This window comes from Pontiella sulfatireligans (assembly GCF_900890705.1).
GTDB classification, from domain to species: Bacteria; Verrucomicrobiota; Kiritimatiellia; order Kiritimatiellales; family Pontiellaceae; genus Pontiella; species Pontiella sulfatireligans.
In genome coordinates this window covers 3,519,860-3,542,821 of the sequence record NZ_CAAHFH010000001.1, presented here as the reverse complement: position 1 = coordinate 3,542,821, position 22,962 = coordinate 3,519,860, and the positions used below count along the sequence as shown (strand labels likewise).

At 53.2% G+C, this 22,962-nt stretch carries 14 protein-coding genes; 10 read left to right on the top strand and 4 right to left on the bottom strand.

What is annotated here, in order from left to right; translation table 11 throughout:
* Positions 1-358: 358 nt before the first annotated feature.
* The 5 genes from SCARR_RS12415 to SCARR_RS12395 all read left to right on the top strand — a co-directional run bounded on the left by SCARR_RS12415 (position 359) and on the right by SCARR_RS12395 (position 12,177).
* Complete coding sequence (locus SCARR_RS12415) at positions 359-2,842, top strand: hypothetical protein (RefSeq protein WP_136061887.1); 2,484 nt, start codon at positions 359-361, stop codon at positions 2,840-2,842.
* 310 nt (positions 2,843-3,152) lie between these two features.
* Positions 3,153-3,374, top strand: a complete 222-nt coding sequence (locus tag SCARR_RS12410; RefSeq protein ID WP_136061886.1) for a hypothetical protein — start codon at positions 3,153-3,155, stop codon at positions 3,372-3,374.
* 16 nt (positions 3,375-3,390) lie between these two features.
* Entirely contained in the window at positions 3,391-4,977 is a 1,587-nt protein-coding gene (locus SCARR_RS12405) for a sulfatase family protein (RefSeq protein ID WP_136061885.1), read from the top strand.
* Positions 4,978-5,170: 193 nt separating this feature from the next.
* A complete protein-coding gene (locus SCARR_RS12400; protein ID WP_168433272.1) occupies positions 5,171-8,602 on the top strand; it encodes a beta-galactosidase in 3,432 nt (1,143 codons plus the stop codon).
* A gap of 230 nt (positions 8,603-8,832) precedes the next feature.
* Positions 8,833-12,177 (top strand): hypothetical protein, encoded by a 3,345-nt coding sequence (locus SCARR_RS12395; RefSeq protein WP_136061883.1) that lies wholly within the window; start codon positions 8,833-8,835, stop codon positions 12,175-12,177.
* Between the two features lie 227 nt (positions 12,178-12,404).
* Here SCARR_RS12395 and tnpC read toward each other — a convergent pair whose 3' ends face one another.
* From tnpC to SCARR_RS12375, 4 genes are all read right to left on the bottom strand, one after another.
* Positions 12,405-13,928 (bottom strand): IS66 family transposase, encoded by a 1,524-nt coding sequence (tnpC, locus tag SCARR_RS12390; protein WP_168432867.1) that lies wholly within the window; start codon positions 13,926-13,928, stop codon positions 12,405-12,407.
* A 64-nt stretch (positions 13,929-13,992) separates the two neighbouring features.
* Positions 13,993-14,340, bottom strand: a complete 348-nt coding sequence (tnpB, locus tag SCARR_RS12385) for an IS66 family insertion sequence element accessory protein TnpB (protein WP_136059629.1) — start codon at positions 14,338-14,340, stop codon at positions 13,993-13,995.
* On the bottom strand, positions 14,328-14,657 hold the full coding sequence (tnpA, locus tag SCARR_RS12380) for an IS66 family insertion sequence element accessory protein TnpA (protein ID WP_136059628.1): 330 nt from the start codon (positions 14,655-14,657) through the stop codon (positions 14,328-14,330). Before tnpA ends, tnpB begins: the two co-directional genes overlap by 13 nt.
* Before the next feature lie 62 nt (positions 14,658-14,719).
* Positions 14,720-15,835, bottom strand: coding sequence for an AraC family transcriptional regulator (locus SCARR_RS12375; RefSeq protein WP_136061882.1), 1,116 nt, complete (start codon positions 15,833-15,835; stop codon positions 14,720-14,722).
* A 144-nt stretch (positions 15,836-15,979) separates the two neighbouring features.
* Here SCARR_RS12375 and SCARR_RS12370 point away from each other — a divergent pair, with 144 nt between their 5' ends.
* The 5 genes from SCARR_RS12370 to SCARR_RS28610 all read left to right on the top strand — a co-directional run bounded on the left by SCARR_RS12370 (position 15,980) and on the right by SCARR_RS28610 (position 22,737).
* Positions 15,980-17,422 (top strand): tagaturonate reductase, encoded by a 1,443-nt coding sequence (locus SCARR_RS12370; RefSeq protein WP_136061881.1) that lies wholly within the window; start codon positions 15,980-15,982, stop codon positions 17,420-17,422.
* Positions 17,415-18,857 (top strand): UxaA family hydrolase, encoded by a 1,443-nt coding sequence (locus SCARR_RS12365; RefSeq protein ID WP_136061880.1) that lies wholly within the window; start codon positions 17,415-17,417, stop codon positions 18,855-18,857. Before SCARR_RS12370 ends, SCARR_RS12365 begins: the two co-directional genes overlap by 8 nt.
* Before the next feature lie 111 nt (positions 18,858-18,968).
* Complete coding sequence (locus SCARR_RS12360; protein ID WP_168433271.1) at positions 18,969-21,779, top strand: glycoside hydrolase family 2 protein; 2,811 nt, start codon at positions 18,969-18,971, stop codon at positions 21,777-21,779.
* 88 nt (positions 21,780-21,867) lie between these two features.
* Entirely contained in the window at positions 21,868-22,515 is a 648-nt protein-coding gene (locus tag SCARR_RS12355; protein WP_222846280.1) for a LamG domain-containing protein, read from the top strand.
* A gap of 45 nt (positions 22,516-22,560) precedes the next feature.
* Positions 22,561-22,737 carry a hypothetical protein gene (locus SCARR_RS28610; protein WP_222846279.1) on the top strand — a complete coding sequence of 59 codons (177 nt, stop codon included), beginning with the start codon at positions 22,561-22,563 and terminating at the stop codon, positions 22,735-22,737.
* The last annotated feature ends 225 nt before the right edge of the window (positions 22,738-22,962 follow it).

Genomic DNA, 22,962 nt, shown 5'->3' with positions numbered 1-22,962 from the left:
CGACGAAGTAGCATATAAGTAGGAGTCAGGCGAGTTGCTCGGAATCTTTCGACCCATCATTTTTTTACCCAGTAAGAAATTCCTGAGAAAGGTGAAAAATAGAAGGAAGGGAAATAGCGGATGACCGCCCGGGAGCCGCGTTCTCTGCGGTTCAATGGTTTTTTTCAGGATTAAGCACTGGCGAGATAAGGTATATCCTTTGCGCAATCGCATATAGAGGCCTCGCTGGATTGGTGCTCTACTTTCAACCATCAAGCAGAAGGAAATAAGTGCAGTGCTTGACGTGTATTCAGCGGAGAGCAGCCAGGGAGGCTGCCGGCTGAGTGGAGCAGATAAACCGTAACACGGAGGAAAAAAGATGAAGAAGATGAGGCAATTAGCAATATTTGCATTCGCCGTAGGCATGACGCTGGCGATGAGTGCGCAGGCAAGCACGATTGTGCAGTGGGGCGAAAGCGGTGGCGATAGTAACATTGTCAGTGAAACGCAGCTTATTGAAGTATCCGGCGGCGTGAAAACAACGTTTACAGCGGGACGGGATTCCACAGCCAATCCGGTAGATCCGGGGTATTACACCAATGTGACCGCCGGTACGCGTTCTGCCGTATTCAATCTCTCAGGAGACCAGAGGTGGGGCAATCGGTCGATAAAGACCGACACCAGCGGTGCCAATATCGAAGTTGGGCAAAACAAGGAAAAACGCGAGGCCATGATTGTCTGGGAAGATTTCCTGACGACGGATGACCAACTGACCACCTTGGCCATCGAAGTCGCGAAATCCTCCGCTGCATCGAACGGCGTTTTCCGCTTCCTAATTCAAAAGGGCAGCGGTTTGTGGTATGCTAGCGAAGAAACAGACCTGACCACCAGCTACAGCGCCGGTACGGCAACGAATGCTGCAGATCTCACGTGGTACGAATACACCCCGTTCAGTTCCGCCGCGGTTACGATTGCTGGAACAGCCTCTACGATCGACATGACGGACATCACATCTGTTGGGTATTACTTTTATGTCGACGGCGATGGAAACACCTCGTGGAAAGGCGCGAAGATTCGCTACTTCAAGGCGGAAGCGATTCCCGGGCCGATTCCGACGGATAAAACAATCGTGCAATGGGGTGAGGCGGGTGGAGATACCACTATTGTTGCCGCTTCCACAAACTTTCAAAACAATGTCACGACCTACACGGCAAACCAGGTCAAGAGTCCGCCGCAGGGCGACAGTTATTACAGCAACAACGTCGAGCGCACCGCGGTGTTTAACCACGCGTCTTCCAGTACAGGCAACCAGAAGGCCGTGGTCGAGGATGGCGGCGGGGACTTCATTGGATCGGGCAAAAACGCCGACACCTATAGAGCCATGGTCGTATGGGAAGATTTACTGGGTTCCGAGTCCAAGCTGGCAACCCTTGCAACGGAAAGCAAGGTCTCGGCTGTTGCGCCCACAGGCACTGTGTATGCCTCCGGGGATTTCTACTGGATCATTGAAAAGAATACAGGACAATGGTACGCGAGCGACGCGACGGAAATAAGCGCCCAAGACGGCTTTAAATCCATTGTCGTCGAGGATGCATCGGCTTTGACCTGGAATGAATTCACTCCCATGGTCAGCGGAACGGCAACCGTTGGAGCCCCGGTGACGATTGAGATGACGGACGTCACCTCCGTGGGTTACTATATTTCCATGACCAATCAACCGATATGGAATATTTCGGATGGCGTAACCAACGGGACTAAATACGCGAACATCAACACTCAAACGCGCTACTTCAAGGCGACGGCCGAACCGGGGCCAGTCTCTGTTCAGCTGATTCAGTGGGGTGCTTCAGGCGGCGAAACCGACATTGTTACCAGTAGTATGAATTTGTTGGGAACGGCAGGTACCGAAGCTGCGCCTTATTATACGACCTTTAACGAGGGCATCACGAACAGTCCGTTAGGTGCTGCGTATTATCCGAGCAATACAGACCGCTCTCCGCTGTTTAACTATGCGTGCGGTGCGGCCTATGGTGGTGCCAGTGTCTCAGATGGCGGCACGGGCGCAGACTGCATCGCCTTTGGGAAGAATCAGGCCAATTATCAGCAGATGGTGGTTTGGAATGACTTCCTGATTGAAGGCGCGTCGCTCAATACCCTGGGCGTGGAGATTCGTGGCCAAAACGCTGCGGTGACCAACGAGGTTCGCTTCCTGGTGCAGAAAGGCGACCTGTCTTGGTATGCCAGTGACGCGTTTAGCTATGGCAATTCTTACACGCCCATCGTGGAGAACGTGGCGGATCTGACGTGGTATGAGTTCACACCGCTCTCAGGTGGGTCGGCCACGGTTACCAATGAGGCCTCGATTGGTTTTGACGCGACGACAAACATCGTTGCGGTCGGCTATTATTCCGATCAGAACAATACCAATGGAGCGTACCAGGCTTCCAACACGAGAATGTTCTCGGCAACAGGGCTTGTTGCTGTTGAGCCGCCGCCTGCCGGATATGATGGATGGGCCATCGAGAAGGGATTGACGCCGGGCGTGAACGATGGCAAGACCCAAGATGCGGATTTCGACGGGCTGAATAACTACGGAGAGTATGTCTTTGGCGGTCTTCCGTTGGACGATACCAACATCGGTACGCAGCCGAACTTTATTGCCTCCGGCGGGAAGTATGTATTCTCTCTGATCGGCGACAATACCGTGGTTGCGTACGTGGTCTCCACGCCTGATCTGGTCTTCCCCTCTTGGACGACCAATGGCATCGAGTCTGTGAGCAAAACCGACGGCGTTCTGAGTGCCTACACCAACGACGTCGGCACTGCGGCTTCCGAGCTGTTCCTGAAGCTGCTGGTTGACTAGCAACACCGTTTTCCAATTCTTGGAAAACGAATCGAAAACCCCGTCTCATGGCGGGGTTTTTTTATGCGCATGCCAAGGGGGCTGCCGGTGCGGGGTGGGAGGCCCCGACGTGATTGCATATATTTTTTGCGTTATTGTGGGTAGATGGCGCACTGGATCAGTTCTTTAGTTTACACCATCAAATAAAGGCGGCGTGCGTCGCATTGATGGAACGATGCTTAAACAAAACAACAATCTGGTGGAATTGGATCGGAGACCGGTCCGTCGCGGTTTGGCTTCCGGTGCGGCATTGAGCGAGGAGGAGGTTGGCATGAAAACAAATATAGTGGCGCGACTTTATTGGTTGCCGGGTGGGCTGTTCAGCATCAACGACAAAGCCCGAGTCGTGAAATTAAGCTGGGAAGAGGCGGGGCTGGAAGGTAAAAAAGGCATTCGTGATGTATGGAGGCAGATGGATGTCGGGACGTTCGGCGGCTGCTTTTCGCTAAGGTTCGTCCGCATGGCGTCGCACTGTTCCGCATCAAATAATTGAAATAGAAGGAAAGGCCATGAATGTATTCCGTATTGTATTGTTGAGTCCGCTGCTGCTCGGTCTGGCTGTTTTCGCCGGCTCGTCGAAGCCTCCGGCCAAGTCCGCCAAACCCGTTGCGGCGTCTGCCACCCCCAACGTGGTCATCATCTATGGCGATGACGTCGGCTTTGGCGATGTTGGGGTTTATGGGTCAAAATTAATCCCGACGCCGAACATTGACCGGCTGGCGGCGCAGGGGATTAGTTTCTCAGACGGCCACTGTTCGGCAGCCACCTGCACGCCGTCACGTTTTTCGATGCTGACGGGCATTCATGCCTTCCGCTACAACGCACGCATTCTGCCTCCCAATGCGCCGTTGATCATCCCGACCGACAAACTGACGCTGCCGAAGCTCTTTAAACAGGCGGGGTATCAAACTGCAGTGATTGGAAAGTGGCATCTCGGCCTAGGGGTGACCGGCGAGCTCCCCGACTGGAACGGCGATGTGAAGCCGGGCCCGCTTGAAATCGGGTTCGACTATTCCTATCTGCTGCCGAACACGAACGACCGGGTTCCCTGCGTCTACCTCGCCGGCCATCGCGTGGTCAACCTTGATCCGGCGGACCCGATCTATGTCGGGAAAACGCTGGCCGATGTGCAGAAGCCCGGAAGCACGCAGTACCCCGACGGCAAAACCAACCGCGAAGCCATGACGGTGTACCAAAGCACGCACGGCCACGACGATAGCGTTGTCAACGGCATTGGCCGCATTGGCTACATGTCCGGCGGCAAGGCCGCCTTGTGGCAGGAAGATGAGCTGACGGATGTGTTTGTCGGAAAGGCGAAAGAATACATTGCCGCGCACAAGGACGAGCCGTTTTTCCTCTACTTCGCTTCGCAGGATATCCACGTGCCGCGCTATCCCCATAAGCGCTTCCGGGGCAAAACCAAGCTCGGGCACCGTGGCGATGCCATGGTGGCGTTCGACTGGGCCACCGGCGAAATCATGAAGGCGCTTGAAAAGCACGGCTTGACTCAAAATACGATTGTTATCTTTTCCAGCGACAACGGCCCGGCCTACGACGACGGCTACGACGACGGCTCGGTGGTTGAATGCTCTCAGGAAGAGTCGGATCACGGTCACGATGCTTCAGGAATCTGGCGCGGCGGGAAATACCAGATCTATGAAGGCGGCACCCGCGTGCCGTTCATCCTGCGCTGGCCGGCGCGCATCAAGCCCGGCCTGTCGGATGCCATGGTGAACCAGATCGACTTTATGGCCTCGTTCGCCGCGTTGCTGGACATCGAGCTTCCGGCCGACGAGGCGGTCGACAGCCGAGACACGCTGGATGCCTTCCTTGGCGATGATCCGATTGGACTCGAATTCATGGTGGAAGAATCGTTCGGCTTGGCCCTGCGCCATAACGACTGGAAGTTTATCGAACCTTCGAAGCCCAAATGGCCGAAAGGGCGTCTTCCGATAGCGATGGCGCTGCATGACTTGGGCGACGATCCCAGCGAGCAGGTCAATCTGGCGCAAGTGCACCCTGAAAAAACGGCCAAGATGAACGCCATGCTGCAGAACGTCAAAAAGGGTTCCGGCGTTCGGGAAACCTTTAAGTAGGAAGCCATAGTTCAGCCTTTGGATGCTGGTTGGCGGGATCGCGCACATGTTTTACGCCAACGCATATATAATCCTCGCGCAATTCGTGGTCGAATATCGATCATAGTTGATGAACGCCGCATGCCAAAACAGGTCTATGGGACTATCTCCCCGGGCATTCCGAGGCATCGCTGCAAAAGAGGATTATATAATCATGATAAGTTCCACATTGAAGTGGTTGGTTTGCTGCGGCATTGCATGGGTCAGTTTGCCTGCATTGGCCTGGGATGGCGATACGGACGAGCCCGCATGGACGCAGCTGACCAACGATGTAGCCGCCGGCAAGGCGCAGCTCGAAGATCTGATGGCTCAGGCGGCTGTTGCCGGGGTGGACACCAACTATGCCTATGTCTCCAAGGTCGTGATCGACCGTTTTCAGACCTACGCGCAGTACGACCGGAGCAACCCCGACGAAGTGTACGAGGCGTTTACCAATGTCTGGTGGCACGCCAAGGTGCCGGATCAGAATTATTCCGTAAACCTGCCCTTCGACGAAATGCAGTCGTGCCTCGAAGTGTCGAGCAATGCGATTGCTGAGCTGCAGGCGCAGCTGGCCACGAATGTCGTGCTAAAGGCCCCGGTTGATTTCACAACGGGAGCCATGAGCTTCGGGCCCGGATCAGCGTTGCGAAACGGCGAGCCGGTGTTCCCCAGCGATTTTACATGGATGCCCGGAGACGAGGATTTGATGACGGCGTTCGGGCGCATGGGCGGAACGTACTATGCGCTGACGGATATGTCGGACGATACTACGGTTAAAGCCAATGCGATTAATAACGACGTCAACAGCATGACGGATCAAAATGCGGACAACATTGCTTTCGGGCAATACTTCATTGGCCACAAGGCCGCCAGCTGGATGACGAATGCCCATCCGGAAATTGTGGACGGCGGGCGCAACTTTGTGACCTACGATACGGACAGCCCATACATTCGCGGGTGGTTTACGAATCTATTCCAAGGCTATCTCCCTCCAGTTTGCGAAGAGCAGGGGGACCAACCCCGCATGCATCTGCTGGCGAACGAACCGAACTTTGCAACCCGCACGGGAGGCTGGTTGGCCGACAACGGCGTATCAGCGAACACCATGACCAACTACAACGGTTGGCTCACGGAAAAATACACAACCATCTCGAACTTGAACTCGACCTATGGAACGTCTTATGCCGACTTCAATGCAGCCATGAACGGAATGTCCATGCCGATTGATCCGACTGCTGCGGGCACCGTTCAGGGAGGGCCGGTCTGGTACGACTGGTGCCGGTTCAACATGGACCGTGTAAACGACTTTTTCCAATTCCTGAAAGATGGAACGCAGGGAAGCGACCCGCTTTCCAAGCCGGTAACGATCAAAATCCTAGGCGGCCAGTTGGGTAATTCCTGGCGCGACGACGGGATGGATATGGAATACCTCGCCAACCTGATGGATGTAACCGGCGCCGACCTCCATGTCATCCCGGCAAACGCGACGATTATGCAACCCAACAAGATAGACACCACATGGACCAATCACTACACGCTCGATTGGCGGGAGCAGTCGATGATGCTCGATTTCTATAAATCGCTCTACCCGGACAAGCCCTACTACGATTCCGAATGGCACGGCTTTGCCACCGGCAAGTGGCGCGATTTTTCGATGGACCGCGACTATGTCCGGTCTGCGCTCTGGCTGGGTTTTACGCACGGCATGAACTGCATTCAGTCATGGGTGTGGGCACGTGAAAACGACGGGAACTTCCTCAACGTGAATTCGGATTTTATCGGCGACATCCTAACGCAGCCGACGGCGCTCGACGCCTACGGTCGGGTGATGAAGGAACTCAATGCTCATGCAACTGATGTGACGGGTCTGGTGAAGCAAGATCGCCATTTCATGGTCTATTATTGTGGTGAAGCCGCGATTCAGAACCTCGCCTACGTCGAGGAACTGGAAGAGGTCTACGAAGCGCTCAAGCTGCTTAACGTCCGCGTTGGTTTCACGACGCCCTCTGATATTTCAGGGCTGTCGGTTTCGAGCCAGACCGTGGTTGTTCCGCCGACCACATTCATTTCGGATGCGAGCTACGTCGCATTACTCGCCTTCGAACAGGCGGGCGGTAACGTGGTGCTGGTGAACGGTTCCACGGCCAGCTTCTTGAAGACCGAGCTTGGGTTTGCAGCGAGCGACAACACGAATCTAGCACCGTATGCATCGGTGGATTTTGATGTGGCCACGGTGATGGTTAATGATCTCGGTGATGCGCTGGATCCCCTAATGCTTAGTAATGCCGTTCATGTGGTCATCACGGATTCAGGAGCACAACCGGCCTATGGCATACTGGCTACCCAGACCGTGGATCCGGTGACTGGCGAAAGCACGCTTTCATTGATCAATGTCAGCAAGGACGCGCGTACCGTTTCTTTATCGCTCTCTTCGGGCTATAGCGCGGACTACCGCGATCTCCTTATCGGTCAATTGGTTTCGTCTATCCAGACCATGGAACCCTACGATGTTCTGCTGCTCAAAACTGAAAACCAGAGCGTGCCCCCCGTGGTCAGCGTGGCGGTGCAATGGGGAGAAGCCGGCGGCGATACCAATATCGTTGCTGGCAATCAGGATTTTGTGGTTAAGAATACAACCTATATCGAAGGCACAGCTGCCAATCCGGCGGTAGGATCCAGTTACTACCCGATCAACACCGACCGGTCGGCCGTGTTCAATACCTCGTCCAGCAGCTCCGGAAATGCCAAGCAGGTACTCAACACAACGTATGGCGATACTATTCGGTCAGGGAAAAACCAAGCCACCTATGACTGCATGTATGTCTGGGAAAACCTGTCTGCGGGGAACGTCGCGTTAGCCGGCCTTGCTGCGGAAACCCGGGTTGCAATGTGGGGGGGCACCGGCACTGGCGTCGTCCATTGGATTATTCAGAAAGAGACTGGGGATTGGTATGCGAGTGCGGGCACGGAATTGACGAAGTACAACGCCAACAGCGCCTCGTTTAATTCGCTTTCTGTGCCGGATGCATCGGTGCTGAACTGGTCCGGATTCACCCCGATCACCAGCGGGTACGGCACGATTGGCTCTTCCGCATCCATTGATATGAAAAACATTAAATCCGTAGGCCTCTACTACGACCTTTCCGGCAGCGGTGAGAATATAAATGCCGACCTGCGTTACTTCAAGGCAACGGTAATTTCCGGCACGCCGGCCTCCGGCTGGGATGATTTTGTTGCGCTCTATGGCCTTAGCCCGACGGGGGTCGAAACGAACGACTTTGATAAAGATGGCGAGCTCGACTATGTTGAATACGCTCTTGGCGGAAACCCGACGAATCCGGCAAGCCAGGGGGTGCCCCCGTCGATGGCCTACAACCCCGACCACTATGTCAGCTTCTTCAACTTGGAGCTGATCCATTCCAACCCCGGCATCACCTACATTCAAGAGTGGACGGACAATCTAATTTCCAATGTTTGGAACAGTTCGTGGGATTGGTCTACGAACAATTCGTCGGATACGTCAGGCTACGATGAAGTCGAGCATAAAGTCTATGGAGGCACCAACGCCAACTTTTTTTTTCGCCTGAAGGTCTTGCATCCGTAGCACGGTAGTGCCCGCCGAGCCCGAGCTTCCGATGTGGCTTGGAGCTATCAGAAAAGGATAATATTGACATGGTTATATGTCGGATTATCTGTGTTCAAGTTCTCGTTCTCGTGCTAAAACGCTTATAGCCGGTAAAGAGAGGCGCTCTGTCTAATCTATCGTGTTCCCTCTGGGGAATTAGGACTGCGTGTCTCTAATTGTTGAAACCGGACAAACAGCGAGGAGATAGGATGAAAATAAAAACCATGATAGCCGTGCTATTGAGCATGGGTGCATTATCCGCATGGGCGGCATTTCCCATCAACACCAGTTTCAGTTCGTCGGATTCACCGGCGTATTCTGACGCTGACCTGGCCGGGCAGAACGGCTGGACGCAGATTGCCGCGTACTCCAACGCGTTCAATGTTGTTGATTCAGCTGGATCAGGTTTCATTACTACGCTCAACAATGGTTATACGGGCGGGGAACTTCCTGTCAGCATGCAGGTTGATTCCGCCAATGCCGTCGATACCGAGTGGGATGGCTATATTGACTTCAAGCTCAGCAGAACAACCAGCGCGTGGGACAGTGGTGCCGTTCTTGAGCTGGGCTTGTCGGTCGCGAACACCTTCCTCAATCCCGGCAATGTCAGTACGGGCGACGAGTGGGATCTTCGCATTATCAGCGAGAATGTCGGCAATTCCGACCGGATTCAGCTAAGTGTGCAGAAAAGTCCAGGTTGGGCGGTTATCGCCTCGCTAACTCCCGCAGAGGCGGGCTGGGACGGCACAGGCGGCAGCGATCTGGAAACCCAAAACCTGCGCGCCGTTTTCAATGTCCGCAAGACGCGCGAAGGGGTTGCCTATGCCCTTACGGGCGAATTGATCAATCTCGATGCCTCGACGACCAACGGCGGCTCCACGGCACTCCAGACCGTGTCGAACGCCTACAATGCCGCGAGCCTGGATTATTTCGTGATCCAGCATGATGCCGGTGCAGATGTCGGAGAAACGTCTGATCGGTTTGATGCCACCATCGATGCCCTGAGCATTGATGTAACAGAAAACGTTCCTCCTGTGCTGGCTACGCCTACGCTGAATGCTTTTGCCGGCGACGGAACAGTGGATCTTTCTTGGGACACGGTTTTTGAAGCCGGAACCTACGATCTGACCTGGTCCAGCACTAGTGGCGGCACCTATAGTCCCGTAACGGGCGGCAGTGGACTTACCACTAATGCCTTCACCGATACGGGCCTGTCGAACGGTACTGAATACTGGTACAAAGTGACTGCAAAAGCCTCTGGAGCGGCGGATGCCGTATCTGTGCCTGTTGATGTAACGCCTGAAGCGCCTCCCACGGCGGTCGGAAACACAACTATTCTTGACACCTCATTTACCTCCGCAGAGGGCTACATCAGCGCCGATCTGGCCGGGCAGAAAAGCTGGAACGCCATTGCCGATTCAAATCCAAAGGCCTTCCTCGTGGATCCCGCCGGTGCCGGTTTTGCCGAATCCGACCAGCTCTTTGCAACAAACGGGGGCAACGATGTGGTATACAGCCTCTTCACCTCAAACGAAGTGGGTTCCGTTTGGAGCGGCACCACCGTCTTCAGTGTATCGGCCGTTGCAGATGGCGCCACTGTGACCAATGTGGTTGGCGGGGTTACCAATATCGGTACGGTTGCAAATCTTTCCGGTGCGGAGGAATTCTTCGAGTTTGGCATAAGCTCCGATACAGCCAATACAGACCTGTTCCCCGAACAGGACGACGACGTACTGTGGGTCGTGCGCAATGATGCAAGCGATGGCATTGCCTTTGGATTGAACATGCATTCGTACAACGTCAACAAGGCGCTTTTATTGACAAAGGATCAAGTGGGTTGGGATCCGTTGTGGGAAACGGTTACGAGCAACAGCCTGCCTGATCTGGTCACCGACGAGATTACGCTGGATTGGTATATCCGGAAGTCCACCGTCACGAGCAAGTATAATGGGCAGGTTATAGCCACGGTTGGTGGGCTCAGCCATACCAGTCTTGTGGTGTATACGGAAAGCAATCCGGCTGTAGACGCCTATGTGGCCGAACTCGTGGAGTTTGGCATGGGTCACCGCATACCTGCCGGTCAGGAGTTATATGTCTCTGTCGACTCTATTTCGGTCGTGCATACCAACGCCAGCGAAATCCCGCATGTGGCGCCGTTCGATATCACCGGCCAACAGGGCAACCTGGCGATTACGCTGAGCTGGTTGGCTGGGGGGGAACAGGATTCCTTCAGTGTCTACCGGTCGGAAGTTTATGGGGTCGAAGGTGCTTTGATTGCATCGGGCCTGACTGCATCCACCTATGTGGACAGCGATTCCTTGGTGGACAAGCGCTCCTACATCTATACGATCAAGTCGGTGTATGGTGCCACGGAAGTTGCCTCCGATCAGTTTGCCGTTTTTGCGCTGGCCGTACAGGCACCGTTGCATTATCCGGGTGAGGATCTGGACTGGGCCGCTGCTAATGAAACTGCGGGTGGCGACACCTATACGGCAGTGGCCGGCAATGGATTCACCACGTACGTAACGGGTGATGGTCCAACTGATCCAGCATCAACGAGTGGTGCCAAGTCTGTCTTTACTGGAGCTGACTTTATTAACGTTGATACGAATATCTGCCCATTAATCTTCATGGTTTCCCAGGGCGATCGCACCGATACGGGTGTCCGGGCCGGTGGAGCGGATACCTTACGGTGGCGGAATCAGAATCATTCGACCCTGCTCTGGGTTGAGAACAATGTAGGCAATACGGGCGGTTCGTTTAACGCAGATGCCAATGGTGGATTAATCACCGGGGATGCGGGCAACTTCAATATGACAAATCTTGTTACAGGTGTGTCTGCCGTTCAAGTAGCCATCCGTAATGGCACGCAGTGGTATGTCAGTCAGAACACGTGGGGTAAAAACAATGCAAATCTCTCGACCGACATCCTCACTGAAAAATGGACGCCGCTGACATTGGCGGGACCTACGGACACCAATCGCATGACCGTTATGGGTGGTTCGTATACCCTCGGCTCTGCCTTGTCGCTGACGGATGTGAATGCCCTTGGATACTTCTACGACTCCATGAATGAAGTTGGGACTGGATGGTGCTACTTAGATACCATCAAGGTGGAATTTGGTTCGCAGCCTTCCGCATACCAGACATGGGCCGCAGGCTACAACGTCTACAACGACGCCGCTGCATTTGCCAACGACTACGATGGCGATGGTATTAGCAACGGCGAGGAATGGGGTCTGGGCGGCAATCCTAACGATATAAACAACGTCGGCATCCAGGATCGGCGCATGGAAGTGGATGGAAGCGGCAGCTTCATCTATATGTATCCTCGCATGATCAATACGCCGCGTCCGACCTATAATGTCGCGGCAACTGAAAACCTGGTAGTCATTCCGTTCACCATACTGACCGCTGGCGGTGTGGACTACACGGAAACCGGATCGGGTGGACTATGGTTAACCAATGGAATCGGTGCCAACTTCGAGGTGGTAACCAATTCCATCCCGATGATCAATCCGGTCGAGTTCTACAAGCTTCTCATTACGGAGTAGTCGTTCAATAAATGCCCCCTGAAAGGGGGGCATAAAGGCTAGCCCGCCGGAATCCGGCGGGTTTTTGTATAATATAATATCCGTTAGCTTCTACAACTGGAGAAAATTCATTCCAATCCAGTTAAAATCACTGGTGCCGTCTACTTCAACCTGTTCTTTTGATTGAACGTTATTCAGTCGTCGGGGTTTATTCGTATGCGTCTGTTCGTTCACCCACTTGACAGCATTTATGCTGACTGTGCGCGGGATGAGTTCCATTGAGCCGGAGTCCAGCTGGCAGCTTCGTTCTGTCCCATGGTTGGAAGGGCTTCGAGCACATCCCGCAAATAGTCGGCGGGGTTGATGTCGAGTTTTCGGCAGGTTTCGATGAGACTGTATATGATGGCGCTATCCTGACCGGATCGGGGGCTGCCGAAGAAGAGGAAGTTTTTCTTGCCGATGGCCGTGGGCCTGATGGCATTTTCGACAAGGTTATTGTCGATTTCCAGCTTCCCGTGCTCAAGAAACAGGTTCAGGCTGTCCCAGCGTTTGAGGGTATAGCTGATAGCTTCTCCGAGCTTGCTTTTGGGCAGTTGTTTTTTCTGTTCACGATCCAGAATGGTTTTTATTTCATTAAGCACTGGAGCAGAGTGTTCCTGCCGATAGGTTGCCCGGTCGAGCTCCGGTTGTTTGCGCAACGTGGTTTCGTTGCGATAGAGCTTCGCAATGAGTTTGATAATTTTCCGGCTGATTGAATCCCCGGCCTCATGAAATTTACGCCGGGCATGTGCCCAGCAGCAGGCATGAATAATATTTCCCTTTTCCTGTTCATGAGCCGGGTCGTTCAGCCATGACGGATAAGAACCGTATCCATCGCTTTGCAGAAGACCGGCGTAATCTGTCAGCATCGAATCAAGACATGATGCAGCACGACTCGGAAACCATTCAAAGAGCACTCCAACGCCTGGACTGTGATAGGCCCATAGGTATCCATTGGGACAATGGTCCTTTTTCGGGTCTTGGTATTTGATAAAAGTTTCGTCGGCCTGAATATACTCACTTTGCCGGATTTCATTTCTCAGTGCTTCGTAGATCAACGTTAACCAGTCGGCGATAAGATACATCCAGTTGCCCATGGTTTTGCGGCTGATTTCGATGCCGTGGCGGTATTTTAAAACCTGTTCCTGACGGTAGAGCGGAAGATGGTCGCAATATTTGCTCAGAATGATCTGTAGGAGCAGACCGGCAGAAGCATAGCTGTTTGGAATCAGTCTTGCCGGAGCTGGTGCGATCAGCGGCGGCACTTCACGGTTATCAATCTCAATAAACTTTTCTCGAATGATTTCACGGATAAAATACCGGGTCGGAACAACGTCGAGCTCCCGTACTTTTTCCTCCCCGATTTTTTTATAGCGACCAGGATTTCCCTGAACCTCATCGGGAATGATGATCACCTGCTCAACCGGCAGGTCTTCCGGGACCCGTTCCTTGAGCGGCTTGCGCTTTCCTCGACGGGACTCAACCGGCTCTGAATCATCCTGTTCGGCCTCTTCCGCTATTTCCAGAGCCTCTTGGGCTTCCTGCAGTTCATCGAGCAGTAGTTCCATCTGATCCGGGCTTAACTTTTCGGAACTGCGCCCGAACAGTTTTTTCAGCAGATACTGAACTTTCTCATTAAGCAGTTTAACTTCGGTTTTGAGCTGAGTGTTTTCGGCATTCAGAGACGTCCGCTCCTTTACCATCAGATCAAAATTTTCCCGGTTAAAATTCATGCCGTACATTATACCAAAACACGTTGAAAATGCGGCACCAACCTGATGGAAAATGCAAAAAAAATCAGCGCTGATACCAAGGTTTGAGCGAGCCTTGTTTTAGATCAACTCCATCGAGCAGCAGGGCCAGCGCTTCCGGAGCAAGACTAAGCTTTTCATCTGCGCCAACGCCTTGAGGCCAACTGAAACAGCCCTTTTCAAGCCGCTTGATAGCAACCCACATGCCGGTACCATCCCAGTACAGCGTCTTGATCCGGTTTTTCCGTCGGTTCGTAAACACAAACAATGTGCCCGAACACGGATCTTCATTTAACCTATCCTGCACTACACAGTGCAATCCGTTGAAGCTCTTACGCAGATCCACCGGCTCAACCGCCAGAAATACCCGGATTGAATTACTTAATCCAAACATCCGGCAGCCTCCCGCAGAACCATACCGAGTTCATTCAGTGACGGAATTGGAAGCTGAACCTCAATCCCGTTCGGCAGAAAGATCTTCAGTTCATCTATCTCAGGAGGTCCGGGCTGAACTTCCACCTCGCAAAAAGCAACCTCAGATTCCTGACGTTCAATTCGCAGCCAACGGGCCAGCGTTTTCGGGTTGATGCTCCATTCCCGGCAAAACGCCGCCTGGGTCAGCCCCGCTGAATTAAACTCCTCGATCAGTTCCCGGCGTTCTTCCTCCGTATAGGAAGCCCGCCCCGACACATTGTTTTCATTCGTATCCATGCCTGACAAATTATCAGGCTTTGCCGGAGCTGACTACGGGGTGAAAGAAGAGGCGTTTACGTTTATTCCGCGCGCATGCTTTTGCGGTAGGCGAGAGGGGGCTGGCGGTATTGCTGTTTGAAGGCGCGGCACAGGTGGGGGGCATGACAGAATCCGGTGAGGGCGGCGATGTCTTCAATTTTTCTGGTGGTTTTGCATAAGAGGTGTTCCGCCTGTTTGAGTCGGAGTTCGACCACCTTTTTATGCACGCTGGTATTCAACGTTTTCTGGAAGCGCATTTCCAGATTACGACGGGATATGTCGAAGATGTTGGCGATTTCGTTGGTTCCGATCGGTTCCCGCAGATGCTGCTGGATCCATAGCAGCGCATCGCGAATGAGCGGATCGCTCACGGCGAGAGCATCGGTGCTGGCTCGGAGTGTAATGCCGTTGGGATTAATATACTGAACGGCTAATGGGGATGCTTTGCCGTTGATAATCTGATCCAGCAGAAGGGCGCCTTCATAGCCGATCCGTTCATGATCGTGGTTAACGCTCGATAAGGGTACGGGCAGGTAGTCGCAGATCAGGGGATTGTTATCGACGCCCACAATCGCAAAATCTTCTGGAACCCGAAATCCCGCCGATAGGCAGATATTCATCAGCCAAGCGGCGGCGTTGTCGTTGTATGCAAAAAGTGCGCAGGGGGTATCCAGTCCGGACAGCCATTGCTCTACGCTGTGCTGGTCTTGTGTCTTTTTCCCGACGAGTTGTTTGGGGACTGAAAGGTCGTTCTTTTTGAGTTCTTTTTTAAACGAGTTAAAGCGGGTTTCGGCCACGGTATTGTTCCGGTGGCAGAACCAGCCAAAGTTTTTATGTCCATAGGAAATGAAGTGCTCGGCGGCCAAGCGGCCGATGGTTTGGTTGGATGCCGAGATGCGCGGCAGGTCCAGATCGATGCGCCAGGCGGAAAGGTCCACACACGGCAAGCCGGACTTTTTTACCAGCTGCTCCAATCGGACATTGTCGGTCAGAGAGCAGATGATGCCATCGCCATCCCAGTGGGTAGGGATCTGTTGGGAGCTGAGCATGCTCACATTCAGGTGCCATCCAAGCGAACGGGATGCCCGGGCAATACCGCGATGGGTTGCCGGATCATAGTTCCCGAGCAGCATCAGGATTCTTTTGGTTTTAGGCATGTGCGCAAAAGTGCAATAAAATTAAAAAATATGCAATATGTGTTTTCCGCGCTAAGTGGCACATTCATTAGCTGATAAGCATGTGAGTCCTCGGCAGAGGGTATTGCAGAATAATCTGCAGCTGAAGGGGCGAAGGAATAAATAATGAAGAAGTTGACTAAAACAATGCGGGCAAGGGCTGTGCTCCCAGAAAAGGTGTTGCAGTTCGGGGAAGGGAATTTCCTGAGAGCCTTCATCGACTGGATGTTTCATCGGATGAACGAAACCGGGGTGTTTAACGGCAGTGCCGTCGTTGTGCAGCCGCTGGAAACTGGTTTGGTGGAAACCCTGAACGAGCAGGATGCGTTGTATACCCTTTATTTGCGCGGCATCGAAAATGGCGAGACGTTGAATCAGCATGAGTTGATCACTTCGGTTAGTCGGGGGCTGAACCCCTATGCCGCGTGGGATGACTATCTGGCCACAGCCCGGAATCCGGCAATGCGGTATGTGGTGTCGAATACGACCGAGTCGGGAATCGCCTACGTGAAAACGGCGAAACCGGAAACCTGCCCTGCCTCATTCCCTGCCAAGTTGACGGCTTGGCTGGCGGCGCGTTTTGATGCCTTCGGTGGTTCAGCGGCATCCGGCATGGTGTTCCTTCCCTGCGAACTGATTAATCATAACGGAGCTGTGCTAAAGGAGTGCATCCTCAAACATTCCAAGGATTGGAAACTGGGAGCGGACTTTGAGGCGTGGATCGAAAACGACTGTACCTTTCTCAGCACCTTGGTTGACCGCATTGTGCCGGGTTATCCACGCGATGAAGCCGAGGCGATGTCGGCCGATCTGGGATATGAAGATCAGTTGATCTGTACCGGCGAGCTCTTTCATCTGCTGGTGATTGAAGGACCCGAAGCCCTGAAAGCAGAACTGCCTTTTCATGAAGCAGGCCTGAATGTGGTCTGGACAGACGATATGCAGCCCTACCGCAATCGGAAGGTCGGGATCCTGAATGGCGCACATACCGCAAGTGTGCTGGCGTCTTATCTCGGCGGTTTGGATACGGTGCGCGAAATGATGCAGGACGATAATTTCGGACCTTACGTGAAGAACCTTGTTTTCGATGAAATTGTTCCGGCACTTCCCATGGACCGGCTGGAAGCGGAATCTTTTGCCGCCGCAGTGGTGGAGCGTTTCTTGAATCCCTTCATTCGACACGAGCTGCTTTCGATCAGCCTTAACTCGGTTTCCAAATGGAAGGTGCGTGTGTTGCCGTCCGTAAAACGCTATATTGACGCCTTCGGCAAACCGCCCGCGTTGCTTTCGTTCTCGCTGGCGGCCTTGATTGCTTTTTACAAAGGCGGCCTTCGCGAAGGATATGCTCCTAACGACGACCCGGATGTGCTGGAATTCTTTTCTAAGGTCTGGAAGTCGGATGATGCGACGACGGTTGTACATGGGGTGTTGAGTCATGAAGGATTCTGGGGCGAAGACCTGACACGACTTCCCGGGCTTGAAGATGCAGTTGCAGCATCGCTGGAGCTGATTATTAAGGACGGGTCGCGTGATGCGATTAAAAACATAATGGGTGGAATTAATGAATGAGACCCTGAAAATCAACGAACGAGATAATGTCGCGGTTGCCCTTTCTGAAAACGAGAGCGGCGTTCCGGTGGGTCATAAGTTGGCGCTGGTGCCGATTGCTAAAGGTGAACCGGTTATTAAATACGGCTACCCCATCGGCACCGCTTCCGCAGCTATTCAGGCCGGCGAATGGGTCCATGACCACAACGTTAAGACCGCGCTCTCGGGCACGCTGGAATACAACTATGAACCAAACTTCCAGCCGTTGGAAATAATTAATGACGAACGCTCCTTCATGGGCTATCCACGCGCCAACGGCGATGTAGGCATCCGCAACGAGCTTTGGATTATTCCAGCCGTTGGATGTGTGAATGGTCTGGCGGAAAAAGCAGCTGCCAAGCTGCGCGCCGAAGGCTTGCCGGATAACGTTGAGGACATCGTGGTGTTCAGTCATCCGTATGGCTGCTCCCAGCTGGGCGATGATCACGAGGCGTCACGAAAGATTCTGGCAGATCTTGTGCGCCATCCAAATGCAGGCGGTGTGCTGGTCGTCGGGCTCGGTTGCGAAAACAACACGATGGAAGCCTTCAAAGAGCTCATTGGTCCGGTCGATGGAAGCCGTGTCAAATTTTTGATCACGCAGGATGTGGAAGACGAGCTGGTTGAGTGCGGAAAGCTGCTGCGCGAGCTGCGGGACAACGCGGTCTCCGTCCAACGCGAACCCATGCCGGTTTCTAAGTTGCGCATCGGGCTCAAGTGCGGCGGGTCGGACGCTTTTTCCGGACTGACAGCCAACTCGCTCGTTGGGGCGGCGTCCGACCGCTTGATTGCGCGCGGCGGTTCCGCCGTGCTGACCGAGATCCCGGAAGCGTTCGGCGCCGAAACCATTCTGTTCAACCGCTGCGTGAATGAAAAAGTTTTCAATCGGGCGGTTGAAGTCGTGAACGATTTTAAAAACTACTTCATTTCACACGGCGAGCCGGTCGGTGAAAATCCGTCGCCGGGGAATAAAGAGGGCGGCATCACTACGCTCGAAGACAAGTCGCTGGGCTGTGTGCAGAAGGGCGGGCTCGCCCCGCTGACCGATGTGATCCGCTACGGCGAACGAATCAAGAGCGATGGACTGACATTGTTGGAAGGGCCGGGCAACGACATCGTTGCTGTTACCGCATTGGCGGCTTCCGGCTGCCTGATGGTGTTGTTTACCACGGGGCGCGGCACGCCGTTGGGCGGGCCGGTGCCGGTGGTGAAGATTTCCTCCAACACCGCCTTGGCGGAGCGGAAGAAAAACTGGACCGACTACAACGCCGGTGTGCTGCTGGAAGGAAAAGCGATGGCGGAGGTCGGTGATGCGTTCTTCGATTTTCTATTGGATACCGCCTCGGGGCTGCTCACGCGCAACGAAGAAAATGGGTATCGTGATTTTGCAATTTGGAAACAAGGCGTGACGCTTTAACGGGAATGATTAAACACGAAGGCACTAAGGGCACAAAGATTTTTATTTTGAGAGACTTGGTGATCTTAGTGCCTTTGTGTTTCAAATGTTTTTAATAGGAGAAACATGAACATGAAAAAATGGATGATTGGTTTAGTGGCAAATCTGGTTGTGGTTTCAGTTTTCGGGGCACCGAGTGCTGAACGAATTTACCTTTCGGGCAAGGGGCCGTCGGATGCGGTGGAGTGGGACTTCTTCTGCTCCAAAGGCCGGAAGAGCGGCGAATGGACGAAGATCCAGGTGCCGTCAAACTGGGAGCAACAGGGCTTCGGCAACTACAACTATGGTCATGATGATCCCGCGACGAAGCATGACGAAACCGGGACGTACCGTACCACGTTTATGGTTCCCAAGGATTGGGAGGAAAAGCATGTCCGGTTGGTCTTTGAAGGCTCCATGACGGAGACCTCAATCAAGATTAACGGAAAGACCGTCGGTGCGCCAAACCACGGCGGCTATCTCCCGTTTCGGTATATCCTCGATAAAACCAACGTTAAATACGGCGAAGAAAATATGCTGGAAGTGCTGGTGAAGAAAAAGCCCGACAACAGCAGTTTGGATCAGGCGGAGCGCAAGGGCGACTATTGGGTGTTTGGCGGAATCTATCGCCCGGTGTTTTTGGAAGTCCAACCTAAGGATTTTGTTAACCGGTTGGCCATTGATGCGCGGGCCGACGGTTCAATGCGGTTGGATGTCTTTCCGCAGGTACAGCGAAAAACTAATTTTCGAGAGGAATCAGAAACCACAGTTGATGAAGTTGTCGCACAGGTTCAGACGCTTGAGGGGGTAGATGTCGGAGCTCCGATTTCAGCGGCTATTCATGGTGCCACCGGCCGGGTTCGTCTAAAGGCGACGATCAAAAATCCTAAGCTTTGGTCGCCGGAATATCCCACTCTCTACCAGGTGAAAGTAACGCTGAAAAATAATGGAGCACCGGTTTCTGAAAAGACGGAACGCTTCGGTTTCCGAACGTTTGAAATGCGCCCGGAAGACGGCTTTTACCTGAATGGAAAAAGAATACTGGTTCAGGGCATAAACCGGAATGTATTTGATCCGCAGCACGGCCGGGCGGTGGATGCTGAAAAGGTGTGGGCCGATGCTCGGGCCATCAAGGCGATGAATGTGAATCTCGTGCGTTCCCACATGCCGCCGACCACCGAATTTATGGAGGCCTGTGAGGAACTGGGGCTGATGGTGATTACTGAACTGTGCAATTGGCATAATCCCTATATCGATACGCCGATTGCCCGGAACATTGCCTATGAACTGGTCATGAAGTATCAGAATTATCCTTCTGTAATTCTATGGGCCAATGGTAATGAAAACGGCTTCAATCTGGAAATCGATGAACTGTACCATTTGTACGATCTGCAGGATCGGCCGGTGATTCATCCCTGGTCTTATTTCGAAGGCATTGATACTAAGCATTACCCGAGCTACAACATGCTTAATAAAAAACTCAACGGTTCGGTTGTTTATCTGCCGACCGAGTTTCTGCATGGACTTTATGATGGTGGCCACGGCGCGGGGCTGGAAGATTTCTGGAGTGCGATGTCTCAGTCTCCGGTCTCTGCCGGTGGTGTGTTGTGGTGCTGGGGTGATGCGGCCATTGCCCGTACCGATAAGGATGGGAAGCTGGATACCGACGGCAACCATTCAGCCGACGGGATTGTCGGTCCTAACGGCGAAAAAGAGGCGAGTTATTATTCCGTCCGCGAAATCTGGTCGCCGGTGCAGATTCCGGCCGATCAGCTACCTGAGAACTTCAAGGGAAAGCTGCCGATCGTAAATCGCTATTATGAAACCCGACTGGACGAATGCTCATTCGAGTGGAGATTGGTTAATTATTCAGCTCCATTCAATACAAAGCCGGAAACCACGGTGCGGACTGAAGGAAAACTGAAGGGCCCTAAAGTTAAACCGGGTCAAACCGGAGCACTTGAGCTTCCGCTTCCCAATGATTGGAACAAGGCAGATGCGTTGGAGCTTACCGCTTCCAGTTCGGCCGGTGTTGAGATCATGAAGTGGTCCTGGAAGATTGGCCACGATAAGGCGGCGGTAGCTGAAAGTACGAAGGTTAAACAAGCTGCGGATAACCCGTTTAAAGTGAAGCTTGGAAATACCGTTTGGTCGTTCTCGCCGAAAACCGGTCAGCTGATGAGTTGTGTTGTTAATGGAAAAAAAAGCGGTCTGGGGAATGGGCCCGTGCTGTATGCGGGAACGCTAGATAAGGTGCTGAAGTTTTCCAAGGATTGGAAAGCCGAGGTCTCGCAGAAAGCCGGGGCGGTTATAGTTAAATCGACAAACGCGGATGGATCATCCTTTAAATGGACGCTTTCAAATGAGGGCACGGTGGCACTCGATTATTCATTTGCAACGCTAACGAATGAGCTGGCGTACTGTGCGGTCGGTTTTGATCTGGCTGATGATGACGTGGTGTCCAAACGTTGGTTAGGGCAGGGGCCGTATCGCATTTGGGGGAACCGTCTACGCGGCCCGCAGTTCGGACTTTGGGAAAATGATTTTAATGACCACATTACCGGTGTGAATTGGGGAGAGCCTGAGTTTAAAGGCATCTTTGGCAATGTGGAATGGATGGAACTGAATCTGAATTCGGGAGCATCGTTGCTGGTTGATGCAGAGGATGCTGCTATAGGCGTTCTGCAACCGAGTAATGCAAAGGGTGATCGGAATAGAAAAAACACACCGACCAGCCCGATCCATGCGTGGTGGCACTATCCGGAAGCCGGTGGTCTGCATCTGTTCCATAAACTGCCGGGCACGGGAACCAAGTTTGCCAATGCTGAAGACCTTGGGCCTCAGGGTGAACCGTCTGTGATTTCAGGTCCTATTTCCGGTCGGGTAATCTTTCAGGTGAAGTAAGGCTTTAACAGGACAATTTGATGACCGCCAAGCAATGGATTGAATGACTTCCTGTCTTTGCGGTCAAAAAGAAGTTGGTGAGGTGCGAATGATGAATAGTTCAGTTATATCCTTATTGGTTCTGTTGATTGCTAACGGTGTTTTCGGACAGTCCGTCCCTGTATTTATTTCCGGTGAAAATCCGGCGGGGTTGAAGTGGGAAAAGGTGGAGAATATGTCCGATGAGTTTACGGGGGATTCCGTAGACCTCAGGAAATGGCAGATCGAGCCGATTGAGAACAGCTTTACGTGGGAGGGGCGTCCGCCCGGACTTTTTCAGGCGGAAAACGTATGGGTAAAAGATGGGGATCTCCGTGTAAAGGTGGGCGTGCTGGATGAACCGTACACCGGGGTAGAAGGGAGCTATACCTACTGCGGCGGGATTGTTCGTTCTATTCAGACCGGCGAAAAGGGTTGGTATTATGAATGCCGGATGAAGGCCAACGCGACCGAAATGTCATCCACGTTCTGGCTGTTGACGGAAGGGGGGCCAGACGAGGCCCTGGAGTTGGATATTCAGGAGTGTGTAGGGACAACCACGGAACTGACCAAAAAGTGGGCGCGCAACTGGGACCAGATATTTCATTCGAATGCCATTCACTGGCGCTACTTCAGCGAACCTAAAGAGACGAAGAAGCAAGGGTGGACGGGGTTGGAGGAAAAGAATGCCCGCCGGTATTTCGTGTATGGAGCCTAGTGGAAGTCAGCGGAAGAGATCCGGTTCTATCTCGACGGCAAATACATGTATTCCATTCATCCCGAGTCCAAATGGGATATCCCGGCATACCTGCACATGGCCATTGAAACCTATGACTGGAACCCGATCCCGGAAGATGGCGGCATGGTTGCATCCGAAACCCTGGATGAGCGTACGACCAAGTATGACTGGATCCGAACCTGGAAGCTTGTTGAAGAGTAAATCTGAAAGGAACCGTATGAAGAAATGGATGTTGTGCCTGCTGGTTGATGGCGCCCCCAATACGCTGCCGGGGTTCAACTCCCCCGTTGCTGCCGTGGCCGTTGTCTGAAGGGTCGTTCTTCTTGTCAGGTTCGTCTCTGGCTCCCCGGTACATTTAAATAGTGTGCAACAGGATGCTCCGATGCTTAAACTTGACAACTAGCCAAAGGCTTAGGGGCGGCTCGT